The sequence below is a fragment of the Ensifer sp. Root954 genome (genome assembly GCF_001429005.1).
In the GTDB taxonomy this organism is placed as follows: domain Bacteria; phylum Pseudomonadota; class Alphaproteobacteria; order Rhizobiales; family Rhizobiaceae; genus Ensifer; species Ensifer adhaerens.
Window position 1 is genome coordinate 81,774 of record NZ_LMJM01000014.1, and the last position, 25,205, is coordinate 106,978.

The window sequence follows — 25,205 nt, forward strand, 5'->3', positions numbered from 1 at the left end:
ATGTCGGCAAATCAGGATGACGCGTTCCCGCCTGCCCGATCTGCCGGACGCTTCGCCTTACCCTCGTTCAGACAAGCCGGAGCCCACCCATGTCGCTGCCCGATAAAGCCTTTCCCGTTTCCTGGGACCAGTTCCACCGCGATGCCCGGGCGCTTGCCTGGCGGCTGGCCGACAACGGCCAGGAATGGCGTGCCATGGTTTGCATCACCCGTGGCGGCCTGGTTCCGGCTGCGATCATTTCGCGCGAACTCAATATCCGGATGATCGAAACCGTCTGCGTCGCCTCCTACCATGACTACGACACGCAGGGGCAGATGAAAGTGCTGAAGGGCATCACGCCTGAAATCACCAAGGACGGCGGTGAAGGCGTGCTGATCGTCGACGACCTGACGGACACCGGCAAGACCGCGGCCGAAGTACGGGCAATGCTGCCGAAGGCGCATTTCGCTGCCGTCTACGCAAAGCCGAAGGGCCGGCCGCTCGTCGACACCTTCGTGACCGAAGTCAGCCAGGACACCTGGATCTATTTCCCCTGGGACTTGGGCTTCACCTACCAGGAGCCGATCGCCAAGGGCACGCGCGGCTAACTGCCCATACGTTCCGGATGCGGCGTACGTCGCCTTTCCAAACGGTGACTTGTCGGGCCGCGCGTTTTCGATCAGCTGATCGGCGGTATCGCGCCGATCAGCGTTTCAGCGGTCAAGCTTGGCCCTGCCTTGGCGCCCGCTGCGCCATGGCGCCAGACCGCTGCGGCCGCCGCTTCGAAGGCCGGCATTCCTTTCGCCAGATGTGCGCCGACGATGCCGGCAAGTACGTCCCCTGATCCGGCGGTTGCCAGCCACGGCGGCGCATTGTTGTTGACGACGGCCCGTCCGTCCGGCGCGGCAACGACGGTGTCGGCGCCCTTGTAGACGATCACGGCATGGCTCGCCCGCGCGGCGGCCTGCGCCTTCTCGATCTTCGAAAGCCCATGGTCTCCGGCGATCTCCGCAAAGAGGCGAGCGAACTCGCCGTCATGCGGCGTCATCACCATTTGCCCGCCGCCTTTCGCCAGCGCCGCGAACAGTTCGCCGGGGTTCGTCTGGAACGAGGTGATGCCATCGGCGTCGAGCACCAGAGAGCGATCGCAGAGCGCAAGCGCAAAGTCCCTCGCCGTCTTGCCGATGCCAAAACCCGGCCCAAGCACGAAGCTTCCCAGGCGCTGGTCCTGTAGCCATTTGGTAAGCTCCCGCCTTCCGTCTATCTCCTTCACCATCACCGCCGTCAGATGAGACGCATTGATGCCGAGCGCGGCCTTGCCGGTGGCGACGGTAACCAGGCCAGCGCCAGCCGCAAGGCCCGCTGCCGCCGAAAGTCGCGCCGCGCCCGTTGCCTGGCGGTCGCCTGAGAAAACGACCAGATGCCCGCGCTTGAACTTGTGCGTCGAGGCCGCCAGGTCACCTCCCCAGCCCGCCCAGAGGAACGGCGCGTTGAGGCGCAGCGAACCTGCACCGGCACGCACAATCCGCGCGGGAATGCCGATATCGAACACCTCGAGTGTGCCGCAGAGGGATCGCCCGGGCAGAAGCCAATGACCGGGCTTGGGCGCCATGAACGTGACGGTGTGGCGAGCGGCAAAGGCGGCGCCCCGGATCTCGCCCGTTCGGCCGTCGATGCCGCTCGGCAGATCGATGGCAAAGACCGGAACGCCGCTGGCATTGACCCGTTCTATAAGGTGAACGACGTCGTCCGGGAGGTCGCGTGACAAGCCCGCCCCAAAGAGCGCATCGATGACGACATCGCCAGCCTGTGGTTCGAATGCAGAGATTGGCGCAGCAGGACCACTCCAGTCGGACCAGGCCCGCGCTGCATCGCCTTGAAGCCTGGCGGGATCGCCGAGGACGAACACCGCGACATCCGCCCCACTTTCGGCAAGGCCGCGGGCCGCAACGTAACCATCGCCGCCATTGTTGCCTGGACCGCAGAGAACGACGAAGCGGCAGGCATCCGGAAAATGTCGCAGGGCCGCCGCCGTCACCGCCAGTCCGGCGTTGCGCATCAGCGTAAAGCTATCGATGCCGGATTGGGCTGCCGCCCGGTCGATTGCCGTCATTTCGGCGGGCGTGATCAACAGGTGCTGAAGGTCGGAGCGCATGCGCCAGACTTATCCATGCCCGCGCGCGTGAAGCAAGGTCTCAGCTCCGCCGCCACGATTGCCTTAAAATCATGCATTTGCACATAATTGTTGCTCAAATAACAAGCTTTGCGCCAGCAATGACGTGGAGACGCCGCAAAAAGCGGGCATCTCTAGATCGGAAATCATAAAAAATAGGCAGATCGGCCCCGCCGAAGGTATGGAAATCCCGCAATCGGCGCGCCGACAGCAGATTTTTTGTCGTTCTGACAGATTTTCGCAGAAAAACTGGCATGCAACGTGCATATTCAGGGCGAGCGGGCATGATCCTGCTTTCAAGGGAGAAGCGGAGAGACATTTTCTCATGAAAAAGATCGAAGCGATCATTAAGCCCTTCAAGCTCGACGAAGTGAAGGAAGCCCTTCAGGAAGTCGGTCTGCAGGGTATCACCGTCACGGAAGCCAAGGGCTTCGGGCGGCAGAAGGGTCACACGGAGCTGTATCGCGGCGCCGAATACGTGGTGGACTTCCTGCCGAAGGTAAAGGTCGAAGTCGTGCTGGCGGATGAAAACGCGGAGGCCGTCATCGAGGCGATCCGCAACGCCGCGCAAACCGGCCGCATTGGTGACGGAAAGATTTTCGTTTCCAATGTGGAAGAAGTCATCCGAATTCGCACGGGCGAAACCGGCCTCGACGCCATCTGACATCACGGGCCGTTCGGCCCGGTTCTTTTCAAATCCTCGTCATCTCACACAGGGAATAACGGCAAATGACGACTGCAAGCGATATTCTGAAGCAAATCAAGGACAACGACGTCAAGTTCGTCGACCTGCGCTTTACCGATCCCAAGGGCAAGCTGCAGCACGTAACGATGGATGTGGTCTGCGTCGACGAAGACATGTTCGCCGATGGCGTCATGTTCGACGGTTCCTCGATTGGCGGCTGGAAGGCCATCAACGAGTCCGACATGGTGCTGATGCCCGATCCGGAAACAGCGCATATGGACCCGTTCTTCGCGCAGTCGACGATGGTCATCATCTGCGACATTCTCGATCCGGTTTCGGGCGAATCCTACAACCGCGACCCGCGCGGCACGGCCAAGAAGGCTGAAGCCTACCTCAAGGCATCCGGCATCGGCGACACCGTCTTCGTTGGCCCGGAAGCAGAATTCTTCGTCTTCGACGACGTCAAGTACAAGGCCGACCCGTACAACACCGGCTTCAAGCTCGACTCCTCGGAACTGCCGTCGAACGACGACACCGATTATGAGACCGGCAACCTCGGCCACCGCCCACGCGTCAAGGGCGGCTACTTCCCGGTTCCGCCGATCGACAGCTGCCAGGACATGCGCTCTGAAATGCTGACGGTTCTGTCCGAAATGGGCGTCACCGTCGAAAAGCATCACCACGAAGTGGCGGCCGCCCAGCACGAGCTCGGCGTCAAGTTCGACGCGCTGGTGCGCAACGCCGACAAGATGCAGATCTACAAGTACGTCGTGCACCAGGTCGCCAATGCCTATGGCAAGACGGCAACCTTCATGCCGAAGCCGATCTTCGGCGACAACGGCTCGGGCATGCACGTACACCTGTCGATCTGGAAGGACGGCAAGCCGACCTTCGCCGGCGATGAATATGCCGGCCTGTCGGAATCCTGCCTCTACTTCATCGGCGGCATCATCAAGCATGCCAAGTCGCTGAACGCCTTCACCAACCCGTCGACGAACTCCTACAAGCGTCTCGTCCCGGGCTATGAAGCACCGGTTCTGCTCGCCTATTCGGCACGCAACCGTTCGGCTTCGTGCCGCATTCCGTTCGGCACCAACCCGAAGGCCAAGCGCGTCGAAGTCCGTTTCCCGGACCCGACCGCCAACCCCTACCTCGCCTTCGCAGCCATGCTGATGGCCGGCCTCGACGGCATCAAGAACAAGCTGCACCCCGGCAAGGCCATGGACAAGGACCTTTATGACCTGCCGCCGAAGGAACTGAAGAAGATCCCGACCGTTTGCGGCTCGCTGCGCGAAGCGCTGGAAAGCCTCGACAAGGACCGCAAGTACCTGACGGCCGGCGGCGTCTTCGACGACGACCAGATCGATTCCTTCATCGAACTGAAGATGCAGGAAGTCATGCGCTTCGAAATGACCCCGCATCCGGTCGAGTACGACATGTACTACTCGGTCTAAAACCATTGGAACCGGCGGCATCGGCAACCGGTTCAAGCCGTGCTCAAGGGCCGGCGGCTCCTCAAACGGAGCCGCCGGCCTTTTCTTTGGCGCGCACGATTGCGAGCGCCCTGAACAAGGAGCGGCACGAAACCGTCGAATTGTGTGATATTATGTTGCCAACAACTTTTGCGCGTCCGCGGGACACGCGCGGCGAGATCGATCAATGGAGGGTGTAGGGAATTCCCTATTGATGTTTTGGGTTCGCCAACCCAGATAATCTCCTGAAAGGATGTGTTGCGTCATGAAACAGAGAAACGCCAAATTCGAGATCGGACAGGTGGTTCGCCATCGGGTTTTCCCGTTCCGCGGCGTCATTTTCGACGTCGACCCGGAATACGCCAACACCGAGGAGTGGTGGAACGCCATTCCGCAGGAGATCCGCCCGAGCAAGGATCAGCCCTTCTATCACCTGTTCGCCGAGAACGACGACAGCGAGTATGTCGCCTACGTCTCCGAGCAGAACCTGGAATTCGACGACAGCGACCGGCCGATGCGCCACGCGCAAGTCGATGCCCTGTTCGACAAGGATGGCGTCGGCCACTACAGGCCCAAGGCGACGTTCCGGCACTAAGGCACTGCGCTCTCGAACAAATGAAAACGCCCGGACCGCGAGGTCCGGGCGTTTCTTTATGAGTTTGCGGAGGACCGCTTAGTTCTGCTTGGCAGCCTTCTGGGCTTCTTCAAGCTTCTTGCGCGCGTCCTCGGCCTTCTTCTGCATTTCTTCCTGCAGCAGGCGCTGACGCTCTTCGAGCTGCGACTGCTCGATCGGCTCGCCGTCGAACACACCGGTGAAGCCCGTCAGGGCCATCTTGATCGGGTTCGGAGCGCGCTGGAAGTTGACCGAGGTGAAGACGACCTCATTGCCCTTCTTCAGGCTGGCGATCAGCTGGTCGGAAAGCGGCGCTTCTGCAACGCACTTGTCGGGCATGCAGATGGCGTAGTCGAGCTTGACCGGCTTGCCGCCGTCGATCTGCATCTGAACGCCGGTCGGAATGAGGCGCGCGGACGGTACGGAAACCTGCATGATCTTGCGGTTGACCTTGCCGGAGACGGTGATGAGGCCGACAGCGGTCACGAGCTGGCCGTTGTTGGCGGTCAGCAGGTTCTGAACGATGCAGACATCGTTGTCTTCCTGCTTGGTGCAAACCTTGAACCAGCCCTGCGGCGGCTTGCCGCCAGCCTGCTGTGCAGACGCAACGCTCGGAACGCCCGCAGCAGCCACAGTGAGCGCCAGCGCTGCCATGCCCGAACGTTTTGCAATATTCGACTTGAAGATCATTGTGATTCCGTCTCCTGAAATCCGGTAACGGAACAGTTGTTCCGCAGGTGAGTATCGTCAGCCGCCGTTGTCCTGTTGGCCAAATAAGGCAAATGCATGACCCCGTTTCCGGAAACACCTGTTACATTGGCTCGCTTCGATTATCCAGTGTTTCCTGTCATTTTTTGACTTCATACTAGGCGGAATTTGGACCGCGGATCGGTTGGATTCATCCGTCGGCATTGGTAACGTTCGGGGAATCGGCCTGTTGATACCCCTCACGGGAGGTGACCTTGCGTGCAATTCTTTCCGGTCTGGCGCTGATCCTGACCGCCACTTCATTCGGCACTGCTGCGGCAGCCGCTCCCGTGCATGCGATTGCCATGCACGGAGAGCCGGCGCTGCCTGCCGATTTCAAGAACTTTCCCTACGTCAATCCGGACGTAAAAAAGGGTGGAAAGATCTCCTATGGCGTCGTCGGCAGCTTCGACAGCCTCAATCCCTTCATCCTGAAGAGCATGCGCACCACCGCGCGCGGCATGTGGGATCCGGAATACGGCAACCTCGTCTACGAATCGCTGATGCAGCGTTCGCGCGACGAGGCCTTCACCATGTATGGCCTGCTCGCCGAAACAGTGGAGTGGGATGACGACCGGACCTTCATCCAGTTCAATCTCAACCCGAAGGCCCGCTGGGCCGACGGGCAACCTGTTACCGCCGAGGACGTGATCTTCAGCTTTGAGCTGCTGCGTGACAAGGGGCGTGTCCCCTTCAGCAACCGCATGGCCAAGGTGGCGAAGCTCGAAAAGGTCGGGGAGCGCAGCGTGCGCTTTACCTTCACCGAGGATGCCGACCGCGAGCTGCCGCTCCTGCTCGGCCTGTCGCCGGTGCTGCCGAAACATGCCATCGACCTTGCGACCTTCGACCAGACCACGCTGAAGCCGCCGCTCGGCTCCGGCCCCTACCGCGTCGCAGAGGTCAAACCGGGCGAGCGCATCGTCTACAAGCGAAACCCGGACTATTGGGCCAAGGACCTGCCCTCGAAGGTCGGCCAGGACAATTACGACGAGATCTCCGTGGAGTATTTCCTCCAGGAGAACTCGCTGTTCGAAGCCTTCAAGAAGGGCGAGATCGACATCTATCCGGAAGGCAGCGCCACCAAATGGGCGCGCGGCTACGATTTCCCGGCGGTTCGTTCCGGCGACGTCGTCAAGGAAACCTTCACGCCGAAGACGCCGTCCGGCATGCTCGGCATCGTCTTCAATACCCGCAGGCCGATGTTCGACAACTTGAAGCTCCGCCAGGGCCTGGCGCTGGTCTTCGACTTCGAGTGGGTCAACAAGAACCTCTTCGACAGCGCCTATACGCGCACGCAGAGCTATTGGCAGAACTCGGCGCTGAGTTTTCTCGGCGCACCGGCCGACGACCGCGAACTCGGCCTGATCGGCGACGCCCGCGATCGAATCAACCCGGCGATCCTCGACGGCACCTATCGCCTGCCGGTGACCGACGCGTCCGGGCGCGATCGCAACGTGCTGCGTGTTGCCGTCTCTCTGATGCGCGAGGCCGGCTATCAGATCAAGGACGGCAAGATGGTCGACCCGCAGGGCAAACCGCTCGCGTTCGAGATCATGAGCCAGAATGCCGGCCAGGAAAAAATCGCCCTCGCCTACCAGCGATTTCTCGCACCTCTCGGCATCCAGGCGTCCGTGCGCACTGTCGACGATTCGCAGTACCAGCAGCGCAGCCAGTCCTTCGACTACGACGTGATCATCAAATCCTTCCCCTCGACGCTGTCACCCGGCATCGAGCAGGCCGGGCGCTGGACCTCACAGGCGCGCGACCGGCAGGGCAGCGACAACTTCGCCGGCGTCGCCGACAAGGACGTCGACCGGATGGTCAATAACATCCTGCAGGCCCGCACGAGCGAAGACTTCACGGCGGCGGTGCGTGCGCATGACCGGTTGCTCGTCAACAATTCCTATCTGGTGCCGCTCTATCACCTCGACGCACAGTGGGTGGCGCGACGCAAGCATATCGGCCGGCCCGATACCATGCCGCTCTACGGCTACCAGCTTCCGACCTGGTGGGATCAAAACGCACAATAGAGGGTTGGTTCCCTTTTGGTAACGCATTGAAAGCCGGATGAAACCGGCTTATCTCGCCTTCAACCGAACAAGGAAAGGCGCCCACACCATGCAAACCGTCAGCATCGATATTGTCTCGGACGTTGTTTGTCCCTGGTGCTATCTCGGCAAGGCGCGGCTCGACCAGGCGATTGCCAATCTTCCGGACGTGCTCGTCACGGTCAATTGGCGCCCCTACCAGCTCAATCCCGACCTGCCGCCCGAGGGGATCGATCACAAGCGGCATCTTGCCGAGAAGCTCGGCGGCCAGGCGGCCGTCGATCGCGCCCACGACACGCTGCGCGAACTCGGCAATGCCGACGGCATCGCCTTCGACTTCGATGCGGTGAAGATCAGCCCGAACACGCTTGACGCTCATCGGCTTGTCCGCTGGGCCGCGACCAACGGCGAGCAGGCGCAGTCGGCCGTCGTCGGCTTGCTGTTCAAGGCCAATTTTGAAGAAGGCCGCAATGTCGGTGATCACGCGGTCCTGCTCGATATCGCCGAGCAAGCAGGCCTCGATCGCCCCGTCGTTGCGGCTCTGCTTGGCTCCGATGCCGACAAGGATGCGGTCAAGGAAGAGGTTGGCATGGCCCGCGAGATGGGCGTAACCGGCGTTCCCTGCTTCATCCTCGAAGGACAATATGCCGTGATGGGCGCGCAATCGGTCGATGTATTGACGAATGCGCTGCGCGAAATCGCCGAGATGAAGGCGAGCGGCAAGCCGAACTGATCTCGGCACGACCTGAAACAGACTTGCTCGACAGACCTTGACCGTACTGCCGCACCACGCGGCAGTACGGTTTTTTCTTACTTCGCCAGGCCGGCGAGCTGCGTCATCACCATTGCTGCACCGGACAGGCGCTTTTCCGGCGTCGCCAGTTCGCGCTGGAAGAAGATGCTCTGGTCGGGCCGGATCTTCGAAAGCGTGCCCTGCTTGGCGATGTAACCCACCAGTGCCGCAGGGTTCGGGAATTCCTTGTTGCGGAACTGCACGACGACGCCCTTCGGCCCGGCATCGAGCTTCTCGACATTCGCCGTGCGGCAGAGCGACTTGATGTAGACGATCTTCAAGAGATGCTGGACCTCGATCGGCAGCGGACCGAAGCGGTCGATCATCTCGGCGCCGAAGCCGTCGATCTCCTTCAAGTCCGTCAGTTCGCCGAGACGACGATAAAGGCCGAGCCTCAGATGCAGATCCGGAACGTAGTGTTCCGGGATCATGACGGGCGTTCCGACCGAAATCTGCGGCGACCAGCCGGTGTCGTGGATTTCTTCCTCACCCTTGAGTTCGGCGACCGCTTCCTCGAGCATCTGCTGGTAAAGCTCGAAGCCAACCTCCTTGATATGGCCCGACTGCTCTTCGCCGAGCAGGTTGCCAGCGCCGCGGATATCGAGGTCGTGACTTGCGAGCTGGAAACCGGCGCCGAGCGTGTCGAGCGACTGCAGCACCTTCAGCCGGCGTTCGGCCATGCCCGTCAGCGTCTTGTTGACCGGCAGCGTGAACAGCGCAAAGGCGCGCACCTTCGAGCGGCCGACGCGGCCGCGAAGCTGGTAGAGCTGGGCGAGACCGAACATGTCGGCGCGGTGCACGATCAGCGTGTTGGCCGTCGGTACGTCGAGACCGGATTCGACGATCGTCGTCGACAGCAGCACATCGTAACGGCCGTCATAGAAGGCGTTCATGATGTCTTCGAGCTCGGTTGCCGGCATCTGGCCGTGGGCGACGGCTACCTTCAGCTCCGGAACGTCCGATTTCAGGAAATCATGGATCTCCGACAAGTCGCTCAGACGCGGGCAGACATAGAAGCTCTGGCCGCCGCGGTAGTGCTCGCGCATCAGCGTTTCCCGGATCACCAGCGCATCGAAGGGCGAGATGAAGGTGCGCACCGCCATGCGGTCGACCGGCGGCGTCGTGATCAGCGACAGTTCACGCACCCCGGTCAGGGCAAGCTGCAGCGTGCGCGGGATCGGCGTCGCCGAAAGCGTCAACACGTGCACGTCGGACTTCAGCTCCTTCAGCCGCTCCTTGTGCTTGACGCCGAAGTGCTGCTCTTCGTCGATGATCAAGAGGCCGAGATTGGCAAAGTTGACCGACGTGCCGAGCAGCGCATGCGTACCGACGACGACATCGGTCTTGCCATCGGCCACTTCCTTCTTCGTCAGCGCCAGTTCCTTGGAACCGACGAGGCGCGACGCCTGCTGGATGCGGATCGGCAGCCCACGGAACCGTTCGGAAAAGGTCTTGAAGTGCTGGCGGGCAAGCAGCGTCGTCGGCACGACGACCGCGACCTGTACGCCGTTCATGGCAGCGATGAAGGCGGCACGAAGCGCCACTTCCGTCTTGCCGAAGCCGACGTCGCCGCAGACGAGGCGGTCCATCGGACGGCCGCTGCCGAGATCTTCCCGCACCGCCTCGATCGAGTTCAGCTGGTCTTCGGTCTCGTCATAGGGGAAGCGAGCGGCAAACTCATCATAGACGCCGTCCTGTGCGGCGAGCACCGGCGCCCGGCGCGTATGGCGTTCGGCGGCGATGCGAATGAGGCCGCCCGCCATATCGAGCAGCCGCTTCTTGAGCTTGGCCTTGCGCGCCTGCCAGGCGACGCCGCCGAGCTTGTCGAGGATCGCATCGGTGCCTTCTGAACCGTAGCGCGACAGAAGCTCGATGTTTTCGACCGGCAGGAACAGCTTGGCATCGTCGGCATAGACGAGCTCGAGGCAATCATGCGGGGCACCGACCGCCTCGATGGTGCGCAGGCCGACGAAACGGCCGATGCCGTGTTCGGCGTGCACGACATAGCTGCCCTCGTCGAGACCAGCCACCTCGGCGATGAAGTCGGCGCCGCGCTTGCGCCGCTTCGAGCGGCGGACCATGCGGTCGCCCAGAATATCCTGTTCGCCGATGATGACGAGATCGCCCGTCTCGAAACCGGCTTCGATGCTGAGCACGGCCGAGGCCGCCTCGCCCGGCTTCAGCGACTTGATCTCGGCCAGTGCCTTGATGGGCTTGACGTTGCCGAGACCGTGTTCGGCGAGAACCTGGAGCAGGCGATCGAGCGATCCTTCGCTCCAGCCTGAAATCACCACCTTGGCGCCCTTCGAGCGCCGCTCGGCGATGTACTTGACCGCCTGATCGAAGACGTTAACGCGTTCGTCTTCGGCTTCGCCCTCACCCGCCGACTTCGCCCAACGCATGCCCTGGCGCGCATCGACCGAGATGACCTGGCGGGCTTCGCCCTCGTGCTCGTTGAAGGGCGACAGGCGAATGGCGTCGCGTGAGCTCAGGCCGGCGTTGAAGCCCTGCGAGCTCAGATATAGCAGCTCCGGCGGAACCGGCTTGTAGGGCGTACCCTGGGTGGCCTGCGCCTTGCCCGGAGACGCCGAGGCCAAACGGGCGTCGTAATAGTCGAGAATGAGCTTCGAGCGCTCAGCCGCAGCTTCGCGCGCCAGATGATCGGTGACGATACGGAAGCCGTCGAGATAGTCGAAGACTGTCTCCAGCCCGTCATAGAACAGCGGCAGCCAATGCTCCATGCCGGCATAGCGCCGGCCTTCGGAGACAGCCTGGTAAAGCGCGTCGTCGCGGGTCGTCGCGCCGAACAGCGACAGGTAGTGCTTGCGGAAGTGGCTGATCGTTTCGGGCGTCAGCGACACCTCGCTCATCGGATTGAGATCGAGGGAGCGGACCTGACCGGTGGTGCGCTGGCTTGCCGGATCGAACGAGCGGATTGTTTCGAGCGTATCGCCGAAGAAATCAAGGCGCAGCGGCTCGCCGCTCCCCGGCACGAAGACATCGAGGATGCCGCCGCGCACTGCGTATTCGCCAACCTCACGCACGGTCGCGACACGCTCGAAGCCGTTGCGCTCCAGCCGCATCGCGATGTCGTCCATACGCACCTGATTGCCCGGACGGGCCGAAAACGCCAGGCTTTGGATCACGTCCTGCGGCGAGATCTTCTGGAGGGCGGCGTTGACCGTCACCAGCACGATCGCCGCATGCGGCTTCTTCTTGTGCGCAATCAAGGCGCTCAGCGCCGCCAGCCGCCGTGCCGATGTGTCGGCGCTCGGCGAGACGCGGTCATAGGGAAGGCAGTCCCAGCCGGGAAGCGTCAGCACCGGAATGTCGGGCGCGACGAATGAGAGGACCTGCTCAAGATCGGCGATCCGCTGGCCATCCGAGAGAATGTAGGCGACCGGCTGGCCGGCGCGGGCGAGCTCAGCAAGGATCAGCGCCTCGGCCCCGGAGGGCACCGGCCCGATCGTGATCTCTCGCTGTGCTTCGACAATCTTCTTCGGATCAAGGCCAGCCAGCATCATCGGTCTATTTCATCCCTTCGGGAAGCTTGTCGAAATCCGGACGATAGGCAGCGATGCGCTGAAACATCTGCGTCTGATAGCAAGCCGGCACCGGCTGTTCGCCGATGATCCACTTGACGAGATCGTTGTCTTCCTCGCCCATGATCGTCTCGAGTTCATCGAGTTGTGCTTCAGAAAGCGTCGAGAGCTCAGCCTCCGCAAACTGCCCGAGGATCAAATCCATCTCGCGAATGCCGCGATGCCAGGCACGGAACAGGATCCGCCGTCGACGCGGATCGAGATCGGCGCTGGTGCGAGAGATACCGGTCATGGGAAATTCCTTCCTGCCGCCCGCGATGACGCCTGCACGCTCGGACGAACGCGCGAGGCCTTTGGGGTACGGTTTGTCGTCAACGGCTCTATAAACTCTGAATAGCCGATTGTCAGCCTTGCCAAAGCCCGAATTATCATCGCAATTTCATCGCCATGCGCCCCGCCCTGCTAGATCCGCTCTTCTCCCCGCTCGACACGCTTCCAGGCATCGGCCCGAAGATCGGCGAACTCTATGCCCGTTTGCTCGGTCGCGAGACGATCGAAGACTGCCGCGTGGTCGATCTCGTTTTTCACGCACCGCATTCGTTGATCGACCGGCGCCAACAGCCGGGCATCGCCCACGCGCCTCAAGGGGTTATCGTCACCATCACCGGTCGGGTCGATCGCCACCAGCCGCCCCCGCGCGGCAAGCCCAACCTGCCCTATCGCGTCTTCCTGCATGACGAGACCGGGGAGCTGGCGCTCACCTACTTCCGCGTCAAGGGCAACTGGCTGGAAAAATCGCTGCCGGTCGATGAGACTGTCATCGTCAGCGGCAAGGTCGACTGGTTCAACGGCCGCCCGTCCATGGTTCACCCTGACTATGCGGTCCGGGCAAGCGAGGCGGAAAACCTGCCGCTGGTCGAGCCGGTCTACGGGCTGACAGCGGGACTTTCACCCCGGATATTGCGGAAATCGATCGAGGCCGCCGTCGCCCGTGTTCCGGACATGCCCGAATGGATGGACGACGCGCTGCAGACGCGACAAGGATTCAGCACCGCAGCCGAAAGTTTCCGCGCGCTGCATGATCCCCGCGACGCGACCGACCTTGATCCGCAGGCACCTGCCCGCCGCCGCCTCGCCTATGACGAGTTTCTCGCCGGGCAATTGTCCCTGGCTCTCGTTCGCCAGCGCCTGCGCAAGGTCGCGGGAGTACCGGTTCACGCGACCGGTGTGCTTTCCCGTCCGGTCATCGACGCCCTTCCCTTTTCCCTGACAGCCAGTCAGTCGACGGCGATCGCCGACATCCTGAAGGACATGGCCGGCACCGAGCGCATGCTCCGGCTGCTGCAAGGCGATGTCGGCTCCGGCAAGACGATGGTGGCGCTGATGGCGATGCTCGCCGCCGTCGAATCCGGCGGTCAGGCGGTGCTGATGGCGCCGACCGAAATTCTCGCCCGCCAGCACCATGCGACGCTTGCAAGGATGGCCGCACCCGCCGGCATCGCCATCGACGTTTTGACCGGCCGCACCAAGGGCAAGGAGCGCGACGCCATTCTCGAGCGCATCGCGTCCGGAGAAACGCGCATGGTGATCGGCACGCATGCGCTTTTCCAGGACACGGTGAGCTACAAGGAGCTGACACTGGCGGTGGTGGACGAACAGCATCGCTTCGGCGTTCACCAGCGCCTGCGCCTGACCGCCAAGGGCATCTCGCCGCATATGCTGGTCATGACGGCAACGCCGATCCCCCGCACGCTGGTGCTTGCCGCCTTCGGCGACATGGACGTTTCGAAGCTCACGGAAAAGCCCGCCGGACGCAAGCCGATCCAGACGGTGACGATCCCGACGGAGCGCGTTGGCGACATCGTCGATCGGCTCGACGCCGCCCTTCGCGAAGGCAAGAAGGCCTACTGGATCTGCCCGCTCGTGGAAGAGTCCGAAGCCGTCGACGTCATGTCGGCCGAAGAACGATACGAAGGCCTCGCCAAGCGCTTCGGCAACAATGTCGGCCTGGTACACGGCCGTATGAACGGGGCGGAGAAGGACGCCGTCATGCTCGCCTTCAAGAACGGCGAGATCCGCCTGCTGGTTGCGACAACAGTCGTGGAAGTCGGCGTCGACGTGCCCGACGCAACGATCATGGTGATCGAGCATGCGGAACGCTTCGGCCTTGCCCAGCTTCACCAGTTGCGCGGCCGCGTCGGCCGTGGCGACGAGGCATCGACGTGCATCCTGCTCTACAAGGGACCGCTCGGCGAAACCGGCCGCGCGCGGCTCTCGATCCTGCGCGACAGCGAGGACGGCTTCCTGATCGCCGAGGAGGACCTGAAGCTGCGCGGCGAAGGCGAGTTGCTCGGCACGCGCCAGTCAGGCACGCCCGGTTTTCGCATCGCCAGCCTGGAGGCCCACGGCGATCTGCTCGAAATCGCGCGGAAGGACGCCGCCTACGTGATCGAGCGCGATCCGGACCTCACTTCGGAGCGCGGCGAAGCGCTCCGCACACTGCTCTATCTCTACCGCCGCGATGAGGCGATCCGCTTCCTGCGCGCCGGCTGACCGACCAACCTGCCAAACCGACGATCACGGCGGCCCGGCATCAAGATACGGGAATCTCAGTCTTCTGCTGACCGATTTTCAAAGGTGCATTGGCGAGCGGCTTCTGGTCGGGCGTCACAAGGCCCCCCGAGATCAGGAGCTTCGCCGCGTCCTCCGCGCTCATGTCAAGCGGGATGATCTTGTCGCGCGGGATGAACAGCAGGAACCCCGCCGTCGGGATTGGAGTCGGCGGCAGGAAGACCGCGACCATGTCCATGCCGCGTTCCTTGAATTTCGAGGCGATCTCGCCTTTCACATCCGTTGCGATGAACACCAGCGACCAGATGCCCGGGCTCGGATACTCGATCAGCCCGGCCTTCTTGAAGGAGGAGGACTGTTCCTGCAGCACCGTCTGGAATATCTGCTTGGTGGACTTGTAGATCGTGCGGACGAGAGGCGTCCGATTGAGGAGCGACTCGGCGAAATTCACGATCGACCGACCGACGAGGTTTGCGGTCATGAAACCGACGAAGGTGATCACGAAAATAGCGACGAGCAGACCGAAGCCGGGAATGGCCACGGGCGAATAGGTGTCCGGATTATAGAAGTTCGGCAGGTAGGGCTTCACCCAACCGTCGGCCCAGTCGATGAAGGTGCGCACGAGCCAGACGGTGATCGCGACCGGTGCGCAGATGATCAAACCCGTCAGGAAGTAGTTGCGCAGCCGGGTGCCGATATAGCCGCGTTTCGAATGTTCCGTCATGCTTCTTCCGTCTCAACCTCACTCGACGCCGAAGGCCGGATGATAGGCGACCGTGCCGGCCGCCATCGCGCCGGAGAGAGCCAGCGCCATGAAATATTGCGGCGCACAACCGGGGAATACAAGAGCCGATTCGTTACGGAAACCGAACTTTTGATACAAGGCCGGATCGCCGACCACGACGCAGCCGGCGGCCCCTTCCGCCCGCAGCCATTCGAGCCCCTCGAGGATCAGCTGTCGGCCGATGCCCTGGGCCTGAACGTCCGGCTTGACCGAGACCGGCCCGAGCCCGAACCAGCCGGGCTCTTCCGGCGTCAGAGTGACGGGCGAAAAGCCGATGTGCCCGACGATTTCCTCGTTCATCTCGGCGACCAGCGACACACTCAGCGCACCGGACTCACGCAGTCGCTCGATGATGAAGGGTTCGCTCTGGTCGCTGTGCGGATGCCCTTCGAAGGCGGCCGCGGTCACGGCATGTATCGCCGCTTCGTCGCCGGGGCGCTCGTGCCGGACATAGATCATTCGACGGTCACCGATTTGGCGAGGTTGCGGGGTTGGTCGACGTCGGTGCCCATGAACACCGCCGTGTGATAGGCAAGGAGCTGGATCGGCAGCGAGAAGATCATCGGCGCGATGACCTCATCGACATCAGGCAGCACGATCGTCGCCATGGTCTCGAGCTTCGAGGCGGCGGCGCCCTTCTCGTCGGTGATGAGAATGATCCGGCCGCCGCGGGCCGCGACTTCCTGCATGTTGGAAACGGTCTTCTCGTAGAAGCGGTCGTGCGGCGCGATGACGATAACCGGCATGTTCTCGTCAATCAGCGCGATCGGTCCATGCTTCAGTTCGCCGGCGGCATAACCTTCCGCATGGATATAGGAGATCTCCTTGAGCTTGAGCGCCCCCTCCATCGCCAGCGGGAAGCTGGTGCCGCGGCCGAGGTAGAGAACATCGCGGCACTTCGACAGCTCGCGCGAAAGAAGCTCGATCTTCGGCTGAACGGCGTTCAGCACCTGCCCCATGATACGCGGCATTTCCGCGAGATAGCGAACCAAGACCTGCTCTTCCTCAGCACTCACCGTGCCGCGGGCGCGACCGGCGCCGATCGCGAGCGACGCCAGCACTGCGAGCTGGCAGGTGAAGGCCTTGGTCGAGGCGACACCGATTTCCGGACCGGCAAGGATCGGGAAGACCGCGTCGGATTCACGCGCGATGGTCGATTCGCGCGTGTTGACGACGGCGCCGATCTTCAGGCCGAGATCCTTGCAGTAGCGCAGCGAGGCCAGCGTATCAGCGGTTTCGCCGGATTGAGAGATGAACAACGCGGCCGCCTCGGAAGGCAGCGGGATCTCGCGGTAGCGGAACTCGGACGCGACATCGATTTCCACCGGCAGGCGGCCGTAACGCTCAAACCAGTACTTGCCGACGAGGCCAGCGAGATAGGCGGTGCCGCAGGCGGAAATCGCAAGGCTCGGAACCTTGGCGAAATCGATCGTGCCTGAGAGCGCCTTGATGCGGTTGCCGGCAAAATCGATGTAGTGGCTGAGCGCGTGCGCGATCACCTCCGGCTGCTCATAGATCTCCTTCTCCATGAAGTGCCGGTGGTTGCCCTTGTCGATCATGTAGGCGGCGGCCGTAGACAGCTGCTTCGGCCGGTCGACGACGTTGCCGTCGAGATCGAAGATATGCACGCCGTTCGCCCCGATCACCGCCCAGTCGCCATCGATCAGATAGGTGATCTCGTTGGTGAAGGGCGCAAGCGCGATCGCGTCGGAGCCGAGGAACATTTCGCCGCGGCCGTGACCGATCGCAAGCGGCGGGCCGTTACGCGCCGCCATGATCGTCGAAGGATCGTCCTGGAAGAGCACCGCCAGCGCATAGGCACCGGTGACGCGCTTCAGCATCGCGTGCATGGCTTCGCGCCGGCCGAGGCCCTCGCGGCGGAACTTGGAGAGCAGATGGGCCACGACCTCGGTGTCCGTGTCCGTCTCGAACTTTGCGCCACTGGCGATCAGTTCGTCCTTCAGCTCGGCGAAGTTCTCAATGATGCCGTTGTGGACGACGGCGACCCCGTCGGTGAAATGCGGGTGGGCGTTGCGTTCGGTCGGCGCGCCATGGGTTGCCCAGCGCGTGTGGGCAATGCCGATCGTGCCGGCGAGCGGCTCTTCGCGCAGCCTGATCTCCAGATTGACGAGCTTGCCCTCGGCGCGCCGGCGCTCCAGCTTGCCGCCAATGACGGTGGCGACACCGGCGGAATCATAGCCGCGGTATTCCAAGCGCTTCAGCGCATCGACCAGTCGTTCCGATACCGGTTGGTTGCCAACGATGCCTACAATACCGCACATAGTCGTCTCCGAATTCGTCCCCGCGCCGCGATGGGCGCCCCTGTTCAACGAGGGCGGAAATGCCGCCCGGCGCGCTGTCTTGGTAAAGCATTTGCCGGTCGAGGCAATCCGCCCCGATTTCACTTTCGATTTCAATGTTTAACGCCGCCGCATGTTCCCGCGAATCCTAGCGGAATCAAGCGACATGCAGCAAATCCGAGGCGAACCCGCGGACACGCGGGCACCACGGGCCTAACCGGCAGCCTTCGCCGCCTTCTTGGCCGCCTTCACCGCCTCGTACCGCTCGCGCAGCAGCCGCGCCCGGCCGGGCTTGATCTCCTGGCGCGCGCGGCCAAAGGCGACGGCGTCGGCCGGCACATCCTCGGTGATGGCGCTGCCGGAGGCGACCAGGGCGCCGTCACCGATCGTCACCGGCGCAACCAGAGACGAGTTCGAGCCGATAAAGGCATTTGCGCCGATCCGCGTCTCGTGCTTGTTCACACCATCGTAATTGCAGGTGATCGTGCCGGCGCCGATGTTGGTGCCTGCGCCGACGAAGGCATCGCCGATATAGGTCAGGTGATTGACCTTGGCGCCGGCGCCGATCTCAGCCTTCTTGACCTCGCAGAAATTGCCGACCTTGGAGTTTTCGCCGAGATCGGCACCCGGGCGCAGGCGTGCGTACGGACCGACCGTCGCGCCGGCGCGCACCGTCGCACCCTCGACATGCGAGAAGGCATGAATGATCGCGCCGCTTTCGACGCGCACGCCCGGGCCGAAGACGACATTCGGCTCGACCAGGACATCCTGCTCCAGCGCGGTATCCCAGGCGAGAAACACGGTTTCCGGCGCGATCATCGATACGCCCGACAGCATCAGCTCGTGGCGGCGGCGCTGCTGCCAAAGCCGCTCGATGAAGGCGAGCTCGGCGCGCGTGTTGCAGCCAGTCAGTTCTTCTTCGGGGGCCTCGACGGCAATCGCCTGCCCACCGATCTCGCGGACGATCTCCACGAGGTCGGTCAGGTAATACTCGCCCTTGACGTTGGCGTTACCGATGCGGCCGAGAAGATCGAGTGCCTTGCGACCGTCGATCGCCATCAGGCCGCCGTTGCAATAGGTGATGCGGCGCTCTTCTTCCGTTGCGTCCTTGTGCTCGCGAATGGCGAGCAGCGCGCCGTCCTTGACGATCAGGCGGCCGTAGCCCGACGGGTCTGCCGCCTCGAAGCCGATCACCACCACATCGTTGCCGGCCGCAAGTCCCTCGCGAGCGGCCCGAAGTGGTTCAGGCTGGATCAGCGGCGTATCGCCAAAAACGACGAGAATGTCGTCGAAACCCTTTGCGATGGCGTCGCGGGCAGCAAGCACCGCATGGCCGGTGCCGAGCCGTTCCTTCTGCAGATAGGACGAAACCGACACGCCGCCGATGTCGGCGGCAGCCGAGACCGCGTCGGCGTCGCGGCCGACGACGAGAGCGATATCCGAGATGGAAGCGTTTGAGAGCGCCTCGACGACGTGGGCGATCATCGGCCGGCCCGCCACCGGATGCAGCACCTTCGACATGGACGATTTCATCCGCGTGCTTTCACCCGCAGCCAAAACGATGGCCAGGCACGTCCGTTCCATATATCTCTCCTTGGTCTCTTCCAGGCTCACGCCCACTGCACAATTCCTTAGATCGGAATCGGCTCAAGTACAAAATCGCCTTTCGATTCGGCGCGGTGCTAGCAGCAACATATTGCGAGAAGCATAATTCTCACAATCACGTCGCATTAACCGGCTTAAAACCGGATGATGGCATAAGAAGGCGCGGAGCCTGTGTCAGCAAAGCCGTGCGGGTGCATCGCTCCTTCGGGGGATCAAGCCGCAATGCACAGCCGCACTGACATCGACACACCGGCAAAGTCTACCGGCGCGGTCATTCCTCTCGCTCGATCTCCGCTTCTGTTACTTGCCCTTGTGCTCGGTGTGCTCGCGGTTCTGCTCAGCTTCACGATCCCGCAGCCGATCGGTCCGATGTTCTGGGACCACTATCTCTATCTCGATGCCGCCAATCGTATCCGCGACGGCCAGATCCCGTCGGTCGATTTCTTCACCCCCGTCGGCGCCCTCGGCTACTATCTCTTCGCCGCCCTGCAGGGCATCTTTCCGAATGGCCAGCCGCTGCTCCTGGCGAGCTGGTGCCTGCTTCTCGTCAGTGGGCCGCTGATCGCGCTGGTGGTCACCGATGTCCAGAAGCGTTCGACGGCAGTCGCCTATGCGATCCTGCTGCCGTTCCTGGTGTTTTCGGTGCTGCCGTTCAACACCGGCGACTTCTACCCCTACCCCGGCTCCGACGGTTTCGGCATCTACAACCGCCAGGTCTGCCAGCTTCTCTATGTACTCGCAGCCGCACTTGTCCACGTGCGCGATCGTCGGCTGCTCGTCGCGACGGTCGCCGGCGCCATGGCGGCACTGTTCTTCGTCAAGATCACCGGCGCGGTTGCCGGCACGCTCATGTGCCTCATGGCCTTTGCTGCGGGGCGCCTGCCGTTCCGCTCGGCTATCGTGGCGGGGCTCGTGGTCATCGCCATCCTTGCGAGCGTCGAACTCGCCCTCGGCGGCGTCTCTGCCTATCTTGCCGATATCCTGGCGCTGCTTTCCGTCAATGACGGCAGCTTGCTGCCGCGGCTGCTGCAGGCCGCCTCCCTCAATGCCGGTTTGCTGATCCCGGCGGGATTGCTGTGCCTGGTGCTCCTCGGCACGCAGCTTGCGCCCTTCGCCCAGTCGCTGCGCCAGCTTGGAAAAGGCCCGTCAATGGCGGCTCTCTGCCGAAGTTTCGACCAGCCGTTTTTCTGGCTTGCAGCCTTCGTTCTTGCCGGTATCGTCTTTGAGAGCCAGAACACCGGCAGTCAGGCGTTCATCTTCCTGCTGCCGCTGCTCCTCAAGCTCGCGATCGATGAGGTCGCAGCCGCCAAAACACGGCCTGTCGCAGTTGCCGTCGCTGTTCTCGCCCTCGCGGCAGCCCTGCCGCCGGCTACAGCCGTCGTGCAAAAAAGCACCCGCGCATGGATCGGGGCTGTCAACAACGTGCCGTTGGAAAGCCGCAACCTCAAAACCATGGGCGCCGTCAATGTACGGCCCATCCTGGCACTGCGCGCCGAGCGTCTGCGCATCCTCTACGCGACCGAGCGTCCCGCATTCGACGCCTTCGCCAAAACTGGCGAGTTGCCGTCGTTCCTGCTCTACAGCGACTTCGATTTTCAGACGGGATGGCTGATGAATGTCGACGAAGCGGTCGACGCGTTGACGGCCTACGAGGCTTCGAACGGCGTACGCTTCCGGACGATCTTCAACGTCGACTTCACCAACCCCTTTCCGTGGCTGATGCACCGCAGTGCCCCGCTGCATGTCGCGATCGGAGCAGATCCCTTCCGTGCCATTCCGCCGCCGGATGAAAATGTTCGCGCCGCCCTCGATGCGGTCGACGTCGCGCTGGTGCCGACCTGCCCGGTGACCAACGTCAACCAGACGCTGCTGTCGCTTTATCTGCCGAGCCTCGAAACGGCTCACAGCCGGATCACGCTGACAAGCTGCTACGACGCCTTTATCCGAAACAGCCTGAAGCCCGCTGCCAACACCGGCGGCTGATCGACGCGACGCTAGGCGCCCGGCCGCAAGCGGCTCTCGCTCAACAGCCCATTTTCCTCAAGGATGGGATAGGCGACGGAAGCGATATGCGCGTTGACGCGCTTCAGATCCCGGAGCATGTCGAGATGCAGGGAGCTCGTCTGCAGGCTCTGGACCAGCCCGTCGCGCAGCCGCTCGATATGGCGCTCCGCCGAGCGTTTCTCCATGTGACGCACGTTGACCTTCACCTCGATGAGCTGCTTGGCGAGATCGGCATTGCGGGTGACGAAGATGGTCTGGGCGACTCGCAGATTGTCGATCGTCAGGTTGAAGAGGCTCTTGAGCTCCTGATAGCCCTCCTCCGAGAACTTCAGGCCGTTACTGACCTTCTTGGTGATCTGCTCGCACAGCCCCTTCTCGATGATGTCGCCCATATGCTCGAGATTGATGGCGTAGTCGATGATGACGATCGAGCGGCGGCCGTCTTCGGCGCTCAGGCCATCGCGGCCCAAGCGCGACAGGAAGATCTTGACCTCCTGCTGCAGCTGATCGACCTGTTTTTCGAACTTGCCGATATCGCGAACATCCGAGAGGTCGTTGTTGTTGAAGGCGTTCGCGGCACGCATCAGCATCGCCTCGACCAGATCGCCGACGCGCAAGACCTCCCGGGTGGCTCCCGAAAGCGCCATGACCGGCGTATTCAGCGTCGTCTCATCGAGATAACGCGGGCCGGTCTCCTCGGCCTCTCCATCCGGAATGAACCGGGCCATGAGCTGCGACAGCAAACCGGCAAAGGGCCAGGCAAGAATGGCGACCGCGAGGTTGAAGGCCAGATGAATGTCGACCGGCAGGTTCTGGCGCGGCAGCGGCAGGCTCTGCAGAAACTCCACGCTCATGCCTGTCAGCGGAAGCGCGATCAGGCAGCCAATGGCGCGAACGACAAGGTTGCCTATGGTGACGCGGCGCGCCGACGGGGCGGAACCGAGCGTTGCCATGACAGGCGGAACGGCCCCACCGAGATTGGCGCCAAGCACGAGTGCCACCGTCAACCCGACGCTGAGGATGCCCGTCGTCGAGAGTGACAGCACCAGCATCACCACAGCCAGACTGGACGACGACGCAAAGGCAAGTCCCGCGGCAATGAGAAGCGCTACGGGCCAAGCGCTGTCGAGCATCGAGAGGAAGGCCCCAAGGGCCGGACTGTCACGCATCGGCTCCGTCGCCGCGCCCAAAAGATATAACGACAGGAGCATGAGGCCGATGCCAACGAAAGCAGCACCCAGACCCTGGCGCGCGTTCGACCGGCTTGCGCGGTGCAAGACCACGCCGATGAGAATGACGAGCGGCGACAGCCATTCTATTCCGGTCGCCACGATCCAGGCCGTCATCGCCGTGCCGAGATTGGCGCCAAGCAGCACGATCTGCGCCATGCGCGAGCGGATGAGCCCCTTTTCCACGAAGGATGCGGTCATCAATGCGGTGGCCGTGGAACTTTGCAGCGCAAGCGTCGCGACAAGTCCGGTCACGAAGGAGCGGAGAGAGCCGTCGGTTCCCTGGGCAAGGCCGGCGCGCAGCCGAGCCCCGAAGGCACGGGTCACCCCGTCCTTGACGAGGGACAGGCCGAAGAGAAGCAGTGCCACTGCTCCAAACAGGTTTACCATCACGATTGTCGACTGCATGGAATCTTTCCCGCGGAAGCTCCAAAGAATCGCTCCGCCCCTGCAACAGAACCACAGAACCGCGGCATGTTCGAGCCAATGTGACAGATAATTTTCGGTTGCCGGCTAATGAATCCGACATCGAGTTGATCACCCGCGCCGGTCCGATCGACGGACGCCGCCCGCCTCATCCGGGCAGCTCGCGCAGCTGTCGCGGCAGCCATTGAAAACCAGACGGTTGCTCCGGGCGGCCGATCCCGTTGCATGGGCGCAATTTGCGGCAAACAACCCTTCATTTCCTGTTTCGTTTGTTTTAAGGAACGAATTCGTTTGGCCGATGGCCACCGCATTGCAACGAGGTTTCTGCCCCCATGCTCGAATTTCTGAGAAGCGCCGCCCAGACCTGGGTCGTCAAAGGCCTGCTAATCGTTCTCGTTCTGTCGTTCATGGTGTGGGGCGGCTCATCGTTGACGATGACGAACCAGTCGGATGCGGTGGTGGTCGTCGGTGACGTCAAGGTCAAGCCACCGGAATTCCGGCTCGCCTACGAGACGATGCTGGCACAGGCTTCCCGCCAGCTCGGCACGCGGCTGACGCCGCAGCAGGCGCGCGCCTTCGGCATCGAGCAGCGGGTCTACTCACAGATCGTCGCCGGCGCGGCTCTCGACCAGCTCGCCAACGACATGAATCTCGGCCTGTCGCAGGATCGGCTCGCAAAACTGATCGCCGACGATCCGGCATTCCACAGTGTCAACGGCCAGTTCGACCGACTGACGTTCTCGAGCGTGCTGCGCAATGCGGGCCTGCGCGAACAGGATTACATCAACAGCCAGAGCCAGACGGCGATCCGCTCGCAGATCGTCGACGCGCTGTCTGATGGCTATGTCGCTCCGAAGGTTCTCACCGACGCGATCGGCGCCTACCGGCACGAGAAGCGCACGATCGATTACCTGCTGCTCTCGAACGCCAATATCGATCCGGTAAAGGTGCCGGGCGACGACGTGCTTTCTCCCTGGTACGACAGCCGCAAGGCGAACTACCGTGCGCCGGAATATCGCAAGATCACCTATGTGAAGCTCGAGCCGACTGACGTTGCCGACCCGACCGTTGTCACCGACGACGAGATCCGCGCCGAATACGAACGCCGCAAGGAAAGCTTCCGTAGCGCTGCCGCGCGGACAATCGAACAGCTCTCCTTCACGTCGCGTGAAGCGGCTGACGCTGCGTCGGCAAAGCTTGCTGCCGGCACCAGCTTCGACGATATCGTAAAGGCCGAAGGCAAGTCCTCCGCCGACGTACTTCTCGGCGAGTTCACGAGGGATCGCGTTCCCGACGCCAAGATCGGCGAAGCAGCATTCGCACTTCAGGCCGACGGCGTGACGCCGGTTGTCGACGGTGCCTTCGGGCCGGTCATTCTGCGCGTGACGAACATCCGCCCGGAAACCGTCCGCAGCCTCGACGAAGTGAAGGAAGAACTGCGCAAGGACATCGCCCTTTCCACAGCGGGCGAAGAAGTCATGCGCCTGCACGACAAGATCGAAGACGAGCGCGCTTCCGGCGCGCCGATCAAGGAAGTCGCCGACCAGCTCAAGCTGAAGCTCGTAACCGTCGATGCGGTGGACGCGACCGGCAAGGACAAGAACGGCGATGACGTCGCCGGCCTGCCGGAACAGGCAGCCCTTCTCCAGGAAGTCTTCAAGGCCGACGTCGGTGCTGAAACCCTGCCGGTGAATGTCGGCCGTGAAGGCTATGTCTGGTTCGACCTCGATGAAGTCATCCCGGCGCGCGATCGCACGCTGGACGAAGCCCGCGACGAAATCGGCGCCGACTGGATGGCTGAGCAGCAGCGCGCAGCACTTGCCACGAAGGCCGGCGAACTGAAGCAGCGCGTCGAGCAGGGCGCAAAGCTCGCCGATGTCGCGACGGAACTCGGCCTCGTCGTCGAAACCAAGGCCGGCCTGACGCGCGCGACCGCCGATGCTGCCCTTAGCCCGGCAGCCGTCGCTGCCGCCTTCTCCGGCGCGAACGGCCACGTCACCAACGCTCCCGGAATCGGCGGCGAAGGGCAGATCCTTCTGCAGGTCACCTCGGTTGAGACCGCCGGCCCGGCAGACGTGCTGCAGGACGACAGCCGCCAGATCGAGGCCCTCGCCCGTGTCAGCGGCGAGGACATCCTGGACCAGATGGTCGCCACGCTGCAGGCCGCCTACGGCGTTTCGATCAACCAGACGCTCGCTGAAACCGCCATTGCGCAACGATAGGCCCAAGGAAAC

The 25,205-nt window shown here is 62.7% G+C and carries 18 protein-coding genes; 9 read left to right on the forward strand and 9 right to left on the reverse strand.

What is annotated here, in order from left to right; all coding sequences use genetic code 11:
- Nucleotides 1-89 precede the first annotated feature (89 nt).
- Nucleotides 90-587: a xanthine phosphoribosyltransferase gene (gene gpt / locus ASE71_RS07715; protein WP_034791068.1), complete on the forward strand. Its 498-nt coding sequence runs from the start codon at nucleotides 90-92 to the stop codon at nucleotides 585-587.
- Nucleotides 588-658: 71 nt separating this feature from the next.
- Here the strand turns inward: gpt and ASE71_RS07720 are convergent, their stop codons facing one another.
- Entirely contained in the window at nucleotides 659-2,134 is a 1,476-nt protein-coding gene (locus ASE71_RS07720; RefSeq protein ID WP_060517078.1) for a bifunctional ADP-dependent NAD(P)H-hydrate dehydratase/NAD(P)H-hydrate epimerase, read from the reverse strand.
- A 343-nt stretch (nucleotides 2,135-2,477) separates the two neighbouring features.
- Here ASE71_RS07720 and ASE71_RS07725 point away from each other — a divergent pair, with 343 nt between their 5' ends.
- The 3 genes from ASE71_RS07725 (at nucleotide 2,478) to hspQ (ending at nucleotide 4,904) form a co-directional block, all read left to right on the forward strand.
- Nucleotides 2,478-2,816: a P-II family nitrogen regulator gene (locus tag ASE71_RS07725; protein WP_003528058.1), complete on the forward strand. Its 339-nt coding sequence runs from the start codon at nucleotides 2,478-2,480 to the stop codon at nucleotides 2,814-2,816.
- A gap of 65 nt (nucleotides 2,817-2,881) precedes the next feature.
- Nucleotides 2,882-4,291, forward strand: coding sequence for a type I glutamate--ammonia ligase (gene glnA / locus ASE71_RS07730; protein ID WP_034791062.1), 1,410 nt, complete (start codon nucleotides 2,882-2,884; stop codon nucleotides 4,289-4,291).
- A 283-nt stretch (nucleotides 4,292-4,574) separates the two neighbouring features.
- Nucleotides 4,575-4,904, forward strand: a complete 330-nt coding sequence (gene hspQ, locus ASE71_RS07735) for a heat shock protein HspQ (protein ID WP_034791060.1) — start codon at nucleotides 4,575-4,577, stop codon at nucleotides 4,902-4,904.
- A gap of 78 nt (nucleotides 4,905-4,982) precedes the next feature.
- On the opposite strand, the gene ASE71_RS07740 is transcribed toward hspQ, so the two are convergent.
- A complete protein-coding gene (locus tag ASE71_RS07740) occupies nucleotides 4,983-5,612 on the reverse strand; it encodes an invasion associated locus B family protein (protein ID WP_034791027.1) in 630 nt (209 codons plus the stop codon).
- A 272-nt stretch (nucleotides 5,613-5,884) separates the two neighbouring features.
- Between ASE71_RS07740 and ASE71_RS07745 the strand changes: the two genes are divergently transcribed.
- Nucleotides 5,885-7,699, forward strand: a complete 1,815-nt coding sequence (locus ASE71_RS07745; protein ID WP_082566348.1) for an extracellular solute-binding protein — start codon at nucleotides 5,885-5,887, stop codon at nucleotides 7,697-7,699.
- Nucleotides 7,700-7,787: 88 nt separating this feature from the next.
- Nucleotides 7,788-8,450, forward strand: a complete 663-nt coding sequence (locus ASE71_RS07750) for a DsbA family oxidoreductase (RefSeq protein ID WP_060517076.1) — start codon at nucleotides 7,788-7,790, stop codon at nucleotides 8,448-8,450.
- 77 nt (nucleotides 8,451-8,527) lie between these two features.
- On the opposite strand, the gene mfd is transcribed toward ASE71_RS07750, so the two are convergent.
- Together mfd and ASE71_RS07760 are read right to left on the reverse strand one after the other, a co-directional pair.
- The gene (gene mfd, locus ASE71_RS07755; protein WP_060517410.1) at nucleotides 8,528-12,031 is read right to left on the reverse strand and encodes a transcription-repair coupling factor; all 3,504 of its coding nucleotides are present in this window, start codon (nucleotides 12,029-12,031) and stop codon (nucleotides 8,528-8,530) included.
- Between the two features lie 7 nt (nucleotides 12,032-12,038).
- Nucleotides 12,039-12,344, reverse strand: coding sequence for a succinate dehydrogenase assembly factor 2 (locus ASE71_RS07760; RefSeq protein WP_034791024.1), 306 nt, complete (start codon nucleotides 12,342-12,344; stop codon nucleotides 12,039-12,041).
- A 155-nt stretch (nucleotides 12,345-12,499) separates the two neighbouring features.
- Here ASE71_RS07760 and recG point away from each other — a divergent pair, with 155 nt between their 5' ends.
- A complete protein-coding gene (recG, locus tag ASE71_RS07765) occupies nucleotides 12,500-14,605 on the forward strand; it encodes an ATP-dependent DNA helicase RecG (RefSeq protein WP_060517073.1) in 2,106 nt (701 codons plus the stop codon).
- Between the two features lie 40 nt (nucleotides 14,606-14,645).
- Here recG and ASE71_RS07770 read toward each other — a convergent pair whose 3' ends face one another.
- The 4 genes from ASE71_RS07770 to glmU form a co-directional block, all read right to left on the reverse strand.
- Entirely contained in the window at nucleotides 14,646-15,347 is a 702-nt protein-coding gene (locus tag ASE71_RS07770; protein WP_034791018.1) for a DUF502 domain-containing protein, read from the reverse strand.
- 18 nt (nucleotides 15,348-15,365) lie between these two features.
- Nucleotides 15,366-15,863 carry a GNAT family N-acetyltransferase gene (locus ASE71_RS07775; protein WP_060517408.1) on the reverse strand — a complete coding sequence of 166 codons (498 nt, stop codon included), beginning with the start codon at nucleotides 15,861-15,863 and terminating at the stop codon, nucleotides 15,366-15,368.
- Nucleotides 15,863-17,689, reverse strand: coding sequence for a glutamine--fructose-6-phosphate transaminase (isomerizing) (gene glmS / locus ASE71_RS07780; RefSeq protein ID WP_060517071.1), 1,827 nt, complete (start codon nucleotides 17,687-17,689; stop codon nucleotides 15,863-15,865). Before glmS ends, ASE71_RS07775 begins: the two co-directional genes overlap by 1 nt.
- A gap of 231 nt (nucleotides 17,690-17,920) precedes the next feature.
- A complete protein-coding gene (gene glmU / locus ASE71_RS07785; RefSeq protein ID WP_060517406.1) occupies nucleotides 17,921-19,291 on the reverse strand; it encodes a bifunctional UDP-N-acetylglucosamine diphosphorylase/glucosamine-1-phosphate N-acetyltransferase GlmU in 1,371 nt (456 codons plus the stop codon).
- Between the two features lie 243 nt (nucleotides 19,292-19,534).
- On the opposite strand from glmU, the gene ASE71_RS07790 reads away from it, so the two are divergent.
- A complete protein-coding gene (locus ASE71_RS07790; protein ID WP_060517070.1) occupies nucleotides 19,535-21,295 on the forward strand; it encodes a hypothetical protein in 1,761 nt (586 codons plus the stop codon).
- 11 nt (nucleotides 21,296-21,306) lie between these two features.
- Here ASE71_RS07790 and ASE71_RS07795 read toward each other — a convergent pair whose 3' ends face one another.
- The gene (locus ASE71_RS07795; protein WP_060517068.1) at nucleotides 21,307-22,953 is read right to left on the reverse strand and encodes a Na/Pi cotransporter family protein; all 1,647 of its coding nucleotides are present in this window, start codon (nucleotides 22,951-22,953) and stop codon (nucleotides 21,307-21,309) included.
- Between the two features lie 350 nt (nucleotides 22,954-23,303).
- Here ASE71_RS07795 and ASE71_RS07800 point away from each other — a divergent pair, with 350 nt between their 5' ends.
- Nucleotides 23,304-25,193: a SurA N-terminal domain-containing protein gene (locus ASE71_RS07800; protein ID WP_060517066.1), complete on the forward strand. Its 1,890-nt coding sequence runs from the start codon at nucleotides 23,304-23,306 to the stop codon at nucleotides 25,191-25,193.
- The last annotated feature ends 12 nt before the right edge of the window (nucleotides 25,194-25,205 follow it).